Raw genomic sequence first — 13,499 nt, 5'->3', positions numbered from 1 at the left:
AAGGGCAAAGTGCGACGATAATAGCAGGCTGAGGGACAAAACCGGCGGCGCTTTGGCGGGTTGGGGCAGGGCAGTGGCGGTGAATCGTCGCAGGGCCCGTGGCCGATCCTTGCGCTGGCCGACAATTCCTGGCTTTTGATCGCACGCGGCGCTTGCCGCCGTGCAGGCGCTTACGGAAACTGCGTCGATGCCCAGACTGACGAAGACCGGCGACAAGCCGGCGCCCAACGAAGACTTCTTCATCCCCGAACTCTGCCAGCCCGAAGCGCTGTTCAGCCTGGTGCTGCTCGCCGAGTTGCTGGTGCTCGTGCTGGTGCTTGCCGAGCCGATGACGCCCAGCTTCAACTGGGTGCGCCTGGCGCTGTCCTCACTGTTCGTGCAATGGATCGTCCTGCTCTCGGCAGGCCTGCTGTGCCAGCTGCGGCCGTTCATGGCGCGCTGGCCGGCGTGGTTCTCCGGGCTGCTCAGCTGCGCGCTGGTGGTCATGCTGACGCTGGGTTGCACCGCGGTGGCGGATTACTTCTCCCTGGGCGGGCCCATGTCGCGCACCGGCGAGGTCAATCTCTACCTGCGCCATGCGTTGATTGCGCTCATCATGTCCACGCTGTTGCTACGCTACTTTTATCTCCAGAGCCAATGGCGACGTCAGGAGCAGGCTGAGTTGCGGGCGCGGATCGAGTCGCTGCAGGCGCGCATCCGTCCGCATTTCCTGTTCAACAGCCTGAACAGCATCGCCAGCCTGATCGAGATCGATCCGGGCAAGGCCGAGCTGGCGGTGCTGAATCTTTCGGACCTTTTTCGCGCCAGCCTGGCCAAACCTGGAACATTAATTTCCTGGGGAGAGGAACTTGAGCTGGCCAGACGCTATCTTTCCATTGAACAGTTCCGTCTTGGCGATCGGTTGCAGATGGACTGGCAGGTGAGCGGCGTGCCCGATGGCGTGCCGATTCCCCAGCTGACGCTGCAGCCGTTGCTCGAGAACTCATTGATTTATGGCATCCAGCCGCGCATCGAAGGCGGTCTGGTGAAAGTTGAGGCGGACTACCGTGACGGTGTGTTCCAGCTCTGCGTGAGCAACCCGTACGACGAGTCGACCGAGACGCTGCCCACGAAGGGGACCAAGCAAGCCCTGCAAAATATTGCGGCGAGACTTGCGGCACTTTTCGGGCCAAAAGCTAGTCTCAGCGTCGAGCGCCGTGACGGACGGCACTTCACCTGTCTACGCTATCCATGTGCGCGTCTCATGCAGGAAGCCTGAGCTTATGAATGTCCTGATCGTCGATGACGAACCCCTGGCGCGAGAGCGCCTGGCCCGGCTGGTGGGGCAACTGGACGGCTATCGCGTCCTCGAGCCATCCGCCAGCAACGGCGAAGAAGCGCTGACGCTGATCGACAGCCTGAAGCCGGATATCGTCCTGCTGGATATCCGCATGCCCGGCCTGGACGGGCTTCAGGTGGCCGCCAAGCTGTGCGAGCGCGAAGCCCCGCCGGCGGTGATCTTCTGCACCGCCCATGATGAATTCGCCCTGGAGGCGTTCCAGGTCAGTGCGGTCGGCTACCTGGTCAAGCCAGTCCGCAGCGAGGATCTGGCCGACGCCCTGAAGAAAGCCTCGCGGCCCAACCGCGTGCAGTTGGCGGCGCTGACCAAACCCCCGGCCGCCGGCGGCCCCGGCCCGCGCAGCCACATCAGCGCGCGGACCCGCAAAGGCATCGAGCTGATTCCGCTGGAAGACGTGATCTTCTTCATCGCCGACCACAAGTACGTGACCCTGCGCCACGCTGGCGGCGAAGTGCTGCTGGACGAGCCGCTGAAGGCACTGGAAGACGAGTTCGGTGACCGCTTCGTGCGCATCCACCGCAACGCGCTGGTTTCCCGCGAGCGCATCGAGCGCCTGCAACGCACGCCGCTGGGGCACTTCCAGCTGTACCTGAAAGGACTCAATGGCGATGCGCTGACCGTCAGCCGCCGCCATGTCGCCGGCGTTCGGCGACTCATGCACAACCTGTAGCGACACAGTGCCGCAGCGCTAGAAGCCCGGGGGGCGGCCCCCGGGCTTTTCGTTTGCGTGAGCTGTTATCATGCGGGCACTTTCTTGCACGCTTCCTTTGCCTGGAAATGCCCATGTCTCGCGAAATCCGTATCGCCACGCGCCAGAGCGCCCTGGCACTCTGGCAGGCCGAATACGTCAAGGCCCGCCTGGAACAAGCTCATCCTGGGCTGACCGTGACCCTCCTGCCGATGACCAGCCGCGGCGACAAGCTGCTGGATGCGCCGCTGGCGAAAATCGGCGGCAAGGGCCTGTTCGTCAAGGAGCTGGAAACCGCCCTGCTGGACAACGAAGCGGACATCGCCGTGCACTCCATGAAGGACGTGCCGATGGACTTCCCCGAAGGCCTGGGGCTGTACTGCATCTGCGAGCGTGAAGACCCGCGCGACGCCTTCGTCTCCAACACCTACGCGAGCCTCGACGACCTGCCTGCCGGCAGCGTGGTCGGCACCTCCAGCCTGCGCCGCCAGGCCCAGCTGCTGGCCAGCCGTCCTGACCTGCAGATCCGCTTCCTGCGCGGCAACGTCAATACCCGCCTGGCCAAGCTCGATGCCGGCGAGTACGACGCCATCATCCTCGCCGCCGCCGGCCTGATCCGCCTCGGCTTCGAAGACCGTATCCGCTCCTCCATCAGCGTCGAAGCCAGCCTGCCGGCCGGTGGCCAGGGTGCGGTGGGTATCGAGTGCCGCAGCGCCGACGTGGAAATCCATGCCCTGCTGCAACCGCTGCATCACCGCGAGACCGCCCTGCGCGTCACCGCCGAGCGCGCGCTGAACAAGCGCCTCAATGGCGGCTGCCAGGTGCCCATCGCCTGCTACGCCATCCTCGAGGACGATCAGCTGTGGCTGCGTGGCCTGGTCGGCCAGCCCGACGGCAGCCAACTGCTGCGCGCGCAAGCGCGTGCGCCCTTCGCCGACGCCGAAGCCCTGGGCGTGAAGGTCGCCGAGGACCTGCTGGGCCAGGGCGCCGAGGAAATCCTCAACGCGGTGTATGGCGAGGCTGGTCACCCGTGAGTCGCTGGCGGCTGCTGCTGACCCGTCCCGAAGAGGATTGCGCGGCCCTTGCCACCACTCTCGCCGAACACGGTATCCACGGCGACTGCCTGCCCTTGCTGGCGATCACGCCGCGCGAAGAGACGCCCGCCGAGCGCAGCCTGATCCTTGACCTGGACCGCTACTGCGCGGTTATCGTGGTCAGCAAGCCCGCGGCGCGCCTGGGCCTGGAGCGGCTCGACCGCTACTGGCCGCAACCGCCGCTGACCCAGCGCTGGTTCACCGTCGGCGCCGCTACGGCGGCTATTCTCGAGGATTACGGCCTGGACGTGGTCTGCCCGCAGGACGGCGACGATAGCGAAGCCCTGATGGCCCTGCCTGAGTTCGAGCAGGCCCTGCAGGTGCATGATCCGAAGGTGTTGATCATGCGTGGCGAGAGTGGCCGAGAATTCCTTGCCGAACGCCTGCGCGGCCAAGGCGTGGCGGTGGACTATCTGGAACTCTACCGGCGCGAATTGCCGGCTTATCCCCAGGGCGAGCTGCTGCGGCGAATTCAGGCGGAGCGTTTGAACGCCATCGCGGTCAGTAGTGGGCAGGGGCTGGAGCACCTGAGACAGCTGGCGGCGGAGGATTGGCCGCAAGTGAGCGCGATGCCATTGTTCGTGCCCAGCCCGCGGGTGGCTGACCAGGCGCGGGAGATGGGTGCGCTGCAAGTAATCGATTGCCGGGGCGCAAGCCCGGCGGCATTAATGGAAGCGTTGAGAAGCGCCGACTAGAACAATTTTCGAGCGAAGGATGGATCTGTGAGCGAAGCCGTCACTCCCCAAGAGACTTCACCAACATCGTCCAGTCCGGCCGCCGCGCCGGCCCCGCGCAAGGGCGGCACGGGTATCGCCCTGCTGGCCCTGCTGGTCGGCGCCGCCGGCCTCGCCGCCGGTGGCTGGGGCCTCTGGCAGGTCCAGCAGCTCAAGGGCGCCGAGCAGCAGCGCGCTGCGCAACTGGAAGATGCCCGCGCCCAGGCGCAGGGCGTACAGAGCGCCAACGCCGAGCTGAACAAGCGCCTGGATACCCTGCCCAACGCCGACGAACTCGAAGCCCGCCGCCGTTTGGTGGTTGAGCTGCAGGGCGATCAGCAGCAGTTGGCCAAACAGGTCAAGCAAGTACTTGGGCAGAGCCGCCAACAGTGGCGCCTGGCCGAATCCGAACACCTGCTGCGCCTGGCAGCGCTGCGGCTCTCCGCGCTGCAGGACATCGACAGCGCTACCGAGCTGGTCCAGGGCGCCGACGACATCCTTCGCGTGAACAACGATCCGGGCGCCTTCGCCGCCCGTGCGCAACTGGCCAAGAGCCTGGAAGCGCTGCGCGCGTTGCCACGACCGGATCGCACCGGTTTGTTCCTGCAGCTGGGCGCGCTGCGCGACCAGGCTGCCCAACTGCAACCTCTGAGTCCGGCGTTCAAACCCTCCGAGGGCGGTACCGGTCCCAGCACGGCCTGGGGCGACGGCAGCAGCACCTGGGACCAGTGGTGGGAACGCATCTCGCGCTACGTGCGCATCGATTTCAATGCCGGGCAGGACATCCGCCCGCTGCTCTCCGGCCAGCAACTGGACCGCGTTCGCCTCGCCCTGAGCCTTGCCCTGGAACAGGCGCAGTGGGCCGCACTGAACGGCAAGCAGGACGTCTACGAGCAGGCGCTGAAGCAGGCCAGGCAGATCATCGCCGACTTCTTCAACGCCGACCTCGCCGACAGCCGCGCGCTGGTTGCGCGCCTGGATGAGCTGGGCGGCCAGGCCGTCACCGTGCAGACGCCGGACCTCGGCCCGGCCCTGAGTTCGCTGCAGGCCTACCTGTCGCGCCGCGAGAACGCGGTGCAGCAGCAGGAGGCGGTGGCGCCGGACGCGGGGACCCAGCCATGAGCCGTGTGTATGTCCTGATCCTTGCCGTGGTCCTCGCGGCGACCCTGATCGGGCTGGCCATCGCCGAGCAGTCCGGCTACGTGTTGATCGCCTACAAGAGCTTCCGCTACGAATCCAGCCTGTGGACTTTCCTCGCGCTGCTGGTGGTGCTCTGGGTGATCTACCTCGCCGTGCGTCTGGTGCTGCGGCTGCTGGGCGTTTCCGGTCGCGTGGTGAACCCCTGGTCGCGCTTCAACCGTCGCCGCCGTTCGCAGCTGGCCGAGGAACACGGCCAACGCGACCTCGCCGAAGGGCACTGGGCGCAGGCGCTGCGTCATCTGCGGCGTGCCGCCGAGCTGAGCGATCGTCCGCTGTCGCATTACCTGGGCGCCGCCCGCGCGGCCAACGAACTGGGCAAGACCGAAGAGTGTGACGAACTGCTGGACCGCGCCCAGGAGCGCGAGCCCGGCGCCGAGCTCGCCGTCGGCTTGACCCGCGCGCAACTGCTGATCAACCGGGGCGACTTCACCCGCGCCCGTGTGGTGCTGGACAAGCTGCACCAGGATCACCCGCGTCACCCGACCGTGCTGCGCCTGCTCCAGCAGCTCTACGTCAGCCTCCACGAATGGCAGGCGTTGTGCGTACTGCTGCCCGAGCTGCGCAAGGAGCGTGTACTGCAGAATGCCGAGCTGGCGGACCTGGAGCGCCGCACCTGGATGGCCGCGCTGAGCGCCGCGGGCGAACAGGGCGTCGGCCAGGGCGAGAGCAGCCTGCAGCCTCTGACCCAGCGCTGGCAGAACGTGCCGTCGAATCTTCGCGCCCAGCCGCCGCTGGTGGCCGCCTACGCTGAGCAGCTGCTGCGCCTGGGCGCGCCGGAAGAGGCCGAGGAAGTGCTGCGCAAGGCGCTCAAGGAAGGCTACGACAGCCGCCTGGTGCACCTCTATGGCCGCGCCCGCGGCCGCGATGGCGCGCACCAGTTGAAGACCGCCGAAAGCTGGCTGAAGCAGCATGGCGACGATCCGGAGCTGCTGCTGACCCTTGGCCGCCTGTGCCTGCAGAACAAGCTCTGGGGCAAGGCGCGTGAATACCTGGAAGCCAGCCTGGCCCGCCAGCGCAGCGCGGAAACCTGCGCCGAGCTGGCGCGCCTGCTTGCGCAACTGGGAGAGGTGGAGCACAGCAACCAGTTGTTCCAGGAAGGCCTGGGCCTGCTGGCGCCGCCGGTTTCCCTGCCGGTTCCCGTACGGGCCTGATCCCGTCGCAGCACGCGAAAACGGCGCCTGAGGGCGCCGTTTTCGTTGTCAGGGGTTGCCGTAACTGATGCGGTAGATGGCGCCGTTCTGGTCATCGCTGACCAGCAGCGAGCCGTCCGGCGCCACCAGTACGTCCGCTGGCCGCCCGTGCACCTCGCCATCCTTGTCGAGCCATCCCTCGGCGAACACGCTCTGGCGCTTCAGCGTGCCGTCCTCGTTGAGCTCGATACGCGCCACGCGATAGCCGATCTTCTGCGTGCGATTCCACGAACCGTGCTCGGCGATGAACAAGTTGTTGCGGTACTCCGCGGGGAACTGCTCGCCGGTGTAGAACCGCAGCCCCAGTGCGGCGACGTGCGGGCCGAGTCTGGCCACTGGAGGCGTGAAGGCGGAGCAGGGCTTCTTGCCTTCCTCGGGGTCGGCGATATCGCCCTGGTGGCAGTCGGGGTAGCCGAAGTCTTCGCCCACCTTGCTGACCTTGTTCAGCTCGTCATCGGGCTTGTCGTCGCCCAGCAGGTCGCGGCCGTTGTCGGTAAACCACAGCTGTTTGGTCTGAGGATGCCAGGTGAAGCCGACGGTGTTGCGGATGCCATACGCGACCACTTCCCGTGCGCTGCCATCGGCGTTCATGCGTTGCAGGTTGGCGTATTTCTCGCGGTCCGGACGGCAGATGTTGCAGGGGGCTCCAACCGGCACATAAAGCTTGTCGTCCGGGCCGAAGGCGATGAATTTCCAGCCGTGCGCCGTTTCCTTCGGGAACTGTGCCGGCAGTTCCTCGGCCTTGGGCGGAGCGTCCAGGTGCGACTCGATAGCGCGCAGCACGACGATGCGGTTGATCGAGGACACGTACAGGTCGCCCTTGTGGAAGGTCACGCCCACGGGCATCTGCAGGCCTTCGGCGAGCATCTTCACCTGGCCGTCGGGCTTCACTGCGTAGACCTTGTCGGCGGAGCGACTGCCCACGAACAGCGTGCCCTTGTCGCCCCAGGCCATGGCTCTCGCACCTGGTACCTGGTCAGTGAACAGGCTGATGTGGAAGCCTTCTGGTAGACGGATCTGGCTGAGATCGGTGTCGGCAATGGCCGTCGTTGCTGTCAGAGAAAGCAGCGAGAAAAGTGGAAGATAACGACGCATGGCAGGAATTCCCGGATGAGTGCCTCGGCCAGTCTAGACACTCGCCTTGAACTGATCGTCGTGTTTCCTCTACCGTAGCGACCTTTCCTGCAACAGCGCTTTTCAGCGGAGCCGCCATGAATCTGGCCAGCCCTCGGTCCCTGTTCTTCCTTGCCTTCCTCGCTTGCGTCGCCATGCTTGGCACCGGCTTCTACCTGCAGTACATGGTCGGGCTCGAACCCTGCCCGCTGTGCATCCTGCAGCGGATCTTCTTCGCCGGTTGCGGTCTGTTCTCGCTGATCGCTGCGCTGCACGGTCGTGCGCCGCGCATCTACTCCGTGCTGATCCTGCTCTGCGCCCTGGGCGGCGCCGGCACCGCGGGCCGTCAGGTCTGGCTGCAGACTCTGCCGCCGGACCAACTGCCATCCTGCCTGCCGCCGCTGGAATACATGATGGAGAGCATGCCCTATGCCGACATCATCTGGACCATGTTCCACGGTTCGGCCGACTGCGCCGAGGTGTCCTGGACCCTGCTTGGCCTGAGCATTCCGGAGTGGAGCCTGCTGGCCTTCATCGGTTTCGCCCTGTTCGCCATCGTGCAGTTCTTCCGCCGCCGCGGCTGAGCGTCGCATCTCAATTCGCCATGGCCTGCGCCTCATCGGCTCAGGCCAGAGGCGTCGCGGTCTGTCGATTAAACGCTCGTATGAATTTTCCCGATGCCGGTGTCTTGAAGGCGTTAACGGGCGGGCATACTCTGGTTTTCCACTCCGTCGGAAAGCCGCCGCCGAACAAGCTTCACACATCGCGGATGTCGAAATTCGACAGAATATTGTCCCGGGGCGGACTTTGCCGGGACGGCGACAAGGGAAGTGAGGACAACATGCTCGAGAGCTGCCGTAATGCCCAGGAACGTTGGGGAGGCGTACACCAGCTGATCGACCGCTGGTTGCGGGATCGACATGAATTGGTCCGGGCATTCGATTCCCTGGACGGTGTCCAGGCGCCGAAGACCAATGCCGAGAATCTGCAAAGCTTCTGTCAGCTGCTGCTCGACTACGTGTCGGCAGGCCACTTCGAAGTCTACGAACAGCTGATGAACGAAGCGCAGGCCTTCGGCGATACGCGTGGTCTGGAACTGGCCAAGCAGATTTACCCCCGCCTCGAAACCATCACCGCCAATGCGCTGAACTTCAACGACCGTTGTGACAACGGCGACTGCCGTGAAGGCACCTGCCTGACCAGCGAACTGAAGAGTCTGCGCCAGCAACTGCACGAACGCTTCGAACTGGAAGACTGCCTGATCGAAGTGCTGCACAACGCCCACGAGCAGAAAGCCGTCACGGCCTGAGCCAAGGGTGATCCGACAACGGCGCGAGCGCTTGAAGCACTCGCGCCGTTTTCGTTTCCGCTTTCGTATTGAGTCTGTGCCGTTCATGCCTGTCGCGGACGGAGTCCGCTCCTACCCAAGGTTCAACTCCGCGTAGGAGCGGACTCTGTCCGCGATGCTTCGAGCCCCGTGCACCCGCAACGCTGAAGAACTCGGGCCGTTCGGCAGCTTGCAGTTGTGTTCGCGCAGTCTTTTTTACGCGATGAGTCGCGACTAAAAACGGGCTGCGATGGTGACTGCGAAGGCGTGCTCGCGAGAGCGTTTCCACGCTGTAGTGGTCGCGATTCTCACGTCGTGCTGGCGCGCCGCGAACGACTGCCAGCCTGCCTTCGTCAGGGCTGTCACGTGTCACGGAAAAGGCTCTGCGGCGAGGGTTTCCGGCCTGTCCGGAATATTTATTTTTCGTCGTCAAACGCACGCGCCACGGGCGTTTGCGCTGCGATGCCGCTTGCGCCAACGGAACCAAGTGCGGGTTGCAGCGTCTCTGGATGAGTGAAAAAACGCGCCTTCGCGCACTGCTGAAAACCTCTGAAGCCGATGCCTGCTGCGGCCTGCAGCACAATCGGGACATTGGCGAGAGGCCATCAGCGGGGCTAGTATGGGCGCAACCACGTCCGCCAGGAGGCACGTCATGTCGGCCAACAAGAAACCCGTCACCACTCCGTTGCATCTGCTGCACCAGTTGTCCAACAGTCTGATCGAACACCTCGAAGGTGCCTGCAAGCAGGCGCTCGTCGATTCCGAAAAGCTGCTCGCCAAGCTCGAGAAACAACGCGGCAAGGCACAGGAGAAGCTGCACAAGGCTCGCGCCAAACTGCAGGACGCGACCAAGACCGGCAAGGCAAAGGCGCAGGCGAAAGCCAAGTCGACCATCGCCGATATCGACGGTGCACTGGACGTCCTGAAGGCCCGTCAGACCGAAACCCGTGCCTACATCGCCAACCTCAAGCGTGATGTGCAGGAGAGCCTGAAGCTGGCCCAGGGCGTGACCAAGGTGAAGGAAGCCGCTGGCAAATCCCTCGCTACCCGTAAGCCGGCTACTGCCGCTGCCAAACCGGTTGCCAAGGCTGCCGCCAAACCGGCCGCTAAAGCCGTTGCCAAACCGGCTGCCAAGCCCGCCGTGAAAGCTGCCGCCAAGCCTGCTGCGAAGCCGGTTGCCAAGGTTGCCGCTGCCAAGCCGGTCGCTGCCAAAGCGGCTGCCAAGCCGGCTGCGAAACCTGCCGTCAAACCTGCCGCTAAAGCCGCTGCAAAACCGGCTGCCAAACCGGCCGCGAAAACTGCTGCTGCCAAACCCGCTGCCAAAGCCGCCGCTAAACCGGCTGCCAAGCCTGCTGTAAAAGCCGCCGCCAAGCCTGCAGCCAAGCCAGCCACCAAATCCGCCGCGAAGCCTGCCGCCGCCGCTGCCAAGCCGGCTGCGAAGCCCGCCGCTAAACCCGCTGCCAAGCCTGCTGCGAAGGCCGCCGTCAAGCCCGCAGCCAAGCCTGCCGCCAAAGCAGCAGCCAAGCCTGCTGCCGCCAAGCCTGCCGCTGCCGCCAAACCAGCTGCCGCTGCCAAACCGGCTGCCAAGCCTGCCGCGAAACCGGCTGCCAAGCCGGCGGTGAAAGCTGCTGCCAAGCCCGCTGCAAAACCGGCCGCCAAGCCTGCTGCCAAACCGGCTGCGCCCAAGCCCGCCACTGCTGCCAAACCGGCCGTTCCGGCTGCTCCGAGCGCACCGGTTGCTCAGCCGAGCGCTCCGGCCGCTACCTCGGTTGCCAGCGCCACTCCGGCACCGGCTGCTCCGGCCAGCAGCACCTCCAGCGCCTCCTAAGGCTCAGGAGAGGCTCGCCGCGGTGCGCAGGATTTCCCGCGCATCGCGGCGCAAGCTGCCGGCTTCACCTGTCGCGGCTTCCAGCCAGCGCGCCAGGTCTTCTGCTTCTCCGCGTGGCCAATCCTGGGCCACTGCTTCCAGTCTCCCCAGCAGGACCTTTTCCGCTTCCAGTTCGAGCTGCTTGATCTGCTCGCGCAACGGCGCCAGCTGTGCATCCTGCTTCGCCGATTCTCGCCAGCCCTGACGCAGCGAACGCAGCGGAACGACCACCTCTTCGCGCCATCCCTGCGCCGTGCTTTCCAGCTCGCTCATTCGCACTGTCGCGAAGGCCACGCCAGTGCTGCCCAGCCACGCCGCAGCGAGCACCAGGCAGACATCCGCACCGCCTTCCTGCAGCGACAGGCAAGCCGTCTCAACCCCAGGGCGGGCGTAGAGTTTCAGCGCATACGACCAGACATCATCAGACATAGAGCACCCACAGCGATTGCCAGGCGAAGCTGATAAACTCCGCCGCCATGATTCGACTACAAAATCTTACGCTACAGCGTGGCCCCCAGCGCTTGCTGGAAGGTGCCGAACTCACCCTGCACGCCGGACAGAAAGTCGGCCTGATCGGCGCCAACGGCGCCGGCAAGTCGAGCCTGTTCGCCCTGCTGCGCGGCCAGCTCGGCCAGGACGCCGGCGATTGCTACCTGCCGGCGGACTGGCGCATCGCGCACATGCGCCAGGAAGTCGATACCCTCGACCGCCTCGCTGTCGACTACGTACTCGATGGCGACGTGCACCTGCGCAATATCCAGGCGGACCTGGCCGCGGCGGAAGACGCCCATGACGGCACCGCCCTGGCACGCCTGCACAGCGAGCTGGACAGTGCCGACGGATACACTGCCGACGCCCGCGCGCGCAAGCTGCTGGCAGGCCTGGGCTTCACGCCCGAGCAGATGGACCGACGGGTTGGCGACTTCTCCGGTGGCTGGCGGATGCGCCTGAACCTGGCACAGGCGCTGATGTGCCCGTCCGAACTGCTGCTGCTCGACGAACCCACCAACCACCTGGACCTCGACGCCATCCTCTGGCTGGAAGAGTGGCTCAAGGGCTACCCGGGCACGCTGCTGCTGATCTCCCACGACCGTGACTTCCTCGACGCCGTGGTGGACAACATCGCCCACCTCGAACAGCGCAAGCTGACCCTGTACCGCGGCGGCTACTCGGCCTTCGAGCGCACCCGCGCCGAACGTCTCGCCCAGCAGCAACAGGCGTACGAGAAGCAGCAGGCGCAGCGTGCGCACATGGAAAAGTACATTGCCCGCTTCCGCGCCCAGGCCACCAAGGCCCGCCAGGCGCAGAGCCGGATCAAGGCACTGGAGCGTCTGGAAGAGCTGGCGCCGGCCCACGTCGATTCGCCGTTCGACTTCGCCTTCCGCGAATCCGACAAGATTTCCAGCCCGCTGCTGAACCTCTCCGAGGCCCGCCTGGGCTACGGCGACAAGACCGTGCTGGAGAAGGTCAAGCTGCAGTTGGTGCCCGGCGCGCGCATCGGCCTGCTCGGCCCCAACGGCGCGGGCAAGTCGACGCTGATCAAGACCCTGTCCGGCGACCTGTCGCTGCTGTCCGGCGAGCTCGCCCGTGGCGAAAACCTCGCCATTGGCTACTTCGCCCAGCACCAGCTCGACTCGCTCGATCCCAAGGCCAGCCCGCTGCTGCACCTGGCGCGCATCGCGCCAGCCGAGCGCGAGCAGACCCTGCGCGACTTCCTCGGCGGCTTCGACTTCCGTGGCGAGCGCTGTGACGAACCGGTGCTGAACTTCTCCGGTGGCGAGAAGGCGCGCCTGGCCCTGGCGCTGATCGCCTGGCAGAAGCCCAATCTGCTGCTGCTCGACGAACCGACCAACCATCTCGACCTGGAAATGCGCCTGGCGCTGACCCTGGCGCTGCAGGAGTTCTCCGGCGCCGTGGTGGTGGTATCGCACGATCGTCACCTGCTCAAGAGCACCACCGACGAATTCCTGCTGGTGGCCGACGGGCGCATCCAGGAGTTCGACGGCGACCTGGAGGACTACGCGCGCTGGCTGGTGGACTTCCGCGCGCGGCAGACGCCTTCATCGCCCGCCACTCCCGCTGGCGACAAGACCGACAAGCGCGCCCAGCGCCAGGCCGCTGCGGCCCTGCGCCAGCAGCTCGCCCCGCACAAGCGCGAAGCCGACAAGCTGGAGAAGGAGCTGGGCAAGGTCCACGAGCAGCTCGCCGAGCTGGAACATCGCCTGGGCGACAGCGCACTGTACGAATCCTCGCGCAAGGATGAACTGCGTGATCTGCTGGCCCGCCAGGCGACTCTGAAGGGCCGCGAAAGCGAGCTGGAAGAGTCCTGGCTGATGGCCCTGGAAACCCTCGAAGAGCTGCAGCGCCAGCTCGAGGCCAGCGAGTGATGGATGACGTAAACCTGCTGGTGGCGTGGAGCGAACCGCTGGTGCGCGGCGGGCAGATCATCCTCATCCTGCTGCTGGCGTGGGTGGTGCAGCGCATTGTCACCCGTGCCATCAGCCGCCTGGGCGAGCGCTACCCGATGCCACCGGAGCTGCTGCTGCCGCTGCGCGGCGGCCTGCGCTGGTTGATCATGGGCTCGGCAGTGATGCTGGTGCTGGAGCGCCTGGGCGTCTCCGCCGATGTGCTCTGGGCGGCGCTGACCGGCTTCGCCGCCGTTGCGGCGGTGGCCTTCTTCGCCATCTGGAGCGTGCTCTCCAACCTGTTCTGCGCGCTGATGATCTTCACCATGGGCCCGTTCCGCCTGGGCGACCGCGTGGAAGTCATCGAGTCCGCCGACAAACCCGGCGTGAAGGGCCGGGTGATTGCCATCAACCTGCTCTACACCACCCTGGAAGAAGTGGCCGAGGACGGTACGCCCGGCGCGCTGCTGCAAGTACCAAACAACCTGTTCTTCCAGAAGGCCATCCGCCGCTGGCGCGGGCCGAACTTTCCCACCACCACACCCTGACGGACGTCTCCCACT

Annotated in this window: 13 protein-coding genes; 11 read left to right on the top strand and 2 right to left on the bottom strand. The window is 65.7% G+C overall.

Features of this window, described 5'->3' with window-relative positions; genetic code table 11:
• The first annotated feature begins 187 nt into the window (after positions 1 to 187).
• The 6 genes from ACNFH5_RS01570 (at position 188) to ACNFH5_RS01545 (ending at position 6,185) form a co-directional block, all read left to right on the top strand.
• The gene (locus ACNFH5_RS01570; protein ID WP_416744372.1) at positions 188 to 1,258 is read left to right on the top strand and encodes a sensor histidine kinase; all 1,071 of its coding nucleotides are present in this window, start codon (positions 188 to 190) and stop codon (positions 1,256 to 1,258) included.
• 4 nt (positions 1,259 to 1,262) lie between these two features.
• Positions 1,263 to 2,009 (top strand): alginate biosynthesis regulator AlgR, encoded by a 747-nt coding sequence (gene algR, locus ACNFH5_RS01565; RefSeq protein WP_017521347.1) that lies wholly within the window; start codon positions 1,263 to 1,265, stop codon positions 2,007 to 2,009.
• 113 nt (positions 2,010 to 2,122) lie between these two features.
• Positions 2,123 to 3,061, top strand: coding sequence for a hydroxymethylbilane synthase (gene hemC / locus ACNFH5_RS01560; RefSeq protein WP_416743709.1), 939 nt, complete (start codon positions 2,123 to 2,125; stop codon positions 3,059 to 3,061).
• Positions 3,058 to 3,816, top strand: coding sequence for a uroporphyrinogen-III synthase (locus ACNFH5_RS01555; protein WP_416743707.1), 759 nt, complete (start codon positions 3,058 to 3,060; stop codon positions 3,814 to 3,816). The genes hemC and ACNFH5_RS01555 overlap by 4 nt, the downstream gene beginning before the upstream one ends.
• A gap of 27 nt (positions 3,817 to 3,843) precedes the next feature.
• Positions 3,844 to 4,956 (top strand): uroporphyrinogen-III C-methyltransferase, encoded by a 1,113-nt coding sequence (locus ACNFH5_RS01550; protein WP_416743705.1) that lies wholly within the window; start codon positions 3,844 to 3,846, stop codon positions 4,954 to 4,956.
• Positions 4,953 to 6,185, top strand: coding sequence for a heme biosynthesis HemY N-terminal domain-containing protein (locus tag ACNFH5_RS01545; protein ID WP_416743704.1), 1,233 nt, complete (start codon positions 4,953 to 4,955; stop codon positions 6,183 to 6,185). Before ACNFH5_RS01550 ends, ACNFH5_RS01545 begins: the two co-directional genes overlap by 4 nt.
• 48 nt (positions 6,186 to 6,233) lie before the next feature.
• On the opposite strand, the gene ACNFH5_RS01540 is transcribed toward ACNFH5_RS01545, so the two are convergent.
• Positions 6,234 to 7,319 (bottom strand): PQQ-dependent sugar dehydrogenase, encoded by a 1,086-nt coding sequence (locus tag ACNFH5_RS01540; RefSeq protein WP_416743702.1) that lies wholly within the window; start codon positions 7,317 to 7,319, stop codon positions 6,234 to 6,236.
• A 116-nt stretch (positions 7,320 to 7,435) separates the two neighbouring features.
• Here ACNFH5_RS01540 and ACNFH5_RS01535 point away from each other — a divergent pair, with 116 nt between their 5' ends.
• The 3 genes from ACNFH5_RS01535 to ACNFH5_RS01525 all read left to right on the top strand — a co-directional run bounded on the left by ACNFH5_RS01535 (position 7,436) and on the right by ACNFH5_RS01525 (position 10,492).
• Positions 7,436 to 7,921 (top strand): disulfide bond formation protein B, encoded by a 486-nt coding sequence (locus ACNFH5_RS01535; RefSeq protein ID WP_416743700.1) that lies wholly within the window; start codon positions 7,436 to 7,438, stop codon positions 7,919 to 7,921.
• A gap of 257 nt (positions 7,922 to 8,178) precedes the next feature.
• Positions 8,179 to 8,646 carry a sigma D regulator gene (gene rsd, locus ACNFH5_RS01530; RefSeq protein ID WP_138519790.1) on the top strand — a complete coding sequence of 156 codons (468 nt, stop codon included), beginning with the start codon at positions 8,179 to 8,181 and terminating at the stop codon, positions 8,644 to 8,646.
• A gap of 670 nt (positions 8,647 to 9,316) precedes the next feature.
• A complete protein-coding gene (locus ACNFH5_RS01525) occupies positions 9,317 to 10,492 on the top strand; it encodes an AlgP family protein (protein ID WP_416743698.1) in 1,176 nt (391 codons plus the stop codon).
• A gap of 3 nt (positions 10,493 to 10,495) precedes the next feature.
• Here the strand turns inward: ACNFH5_RS01525 and ACNFH5_RS01520 are convergent, their stop codons facing one another.
• Positions 10,496 to 10,960: a TIGR02444 family protein gene (locus ACNFH5_RS01520; RefSeq protein ID WP_416743697.1), complete on the bottom strand. Its 465-nt coding sequence runs from the start codon at positions 10,958 to 10,960 to the stop codon at positions 10,496 to 10,498.
• 47 nt (positions 10,961 to 11,007) lie between these two features.
• Here ACNFH5_RS01520 and ACNFH5_RS01515 point away from each other — a divergent pair, with 47 nt between their 5' ends.
• Both ACNFH5_RS01515 and ACNFH5_RS01510 read left to right on the top strand, forming a co-directional pair.
• Positions 11,008 to 12,918 carry an ATP-binding cassette domain-containing protein gene (locus ACNFH5_RS01515; protein ID WP_416743695.1) on the top strand — a complete coding sequence of 637 codons (1,911 nt, stop codon included), beginning with the start codon at positions 11,008 to 11,010 and terminating at the stop codon, positions 12,916 to 12,918.
• A complete protein-coding gene (locus tag ACNFH5_RS01510; protein WP_416743693.1) occupies positions 12,918 to 13,484 on the top strand; it encodes a mechanosensitive ion channel domain-containing protein in 567 nt (188 codons plus the stop codon). Before ACNFH5_RS01515 ends, ACNFH5_RS01510 begins: the two co-directional genes overlap by 1 nt.
• The last annotated feature ends 15 nt before the right edge of the window (positions 13,485 to 13,499 follow it).

The organism is Pseudomonas sp. NY15435, from assembly GCF_048068295.1.
GTDB lineage: Bacteria > Pseudomonadota > Gammaproteobacteria > Pseudomonadales > Pseudomonadaceae > Pseudomonas.
This window is presented reverse-complemented; position numbering and strand designations above follow the sequence as displayed.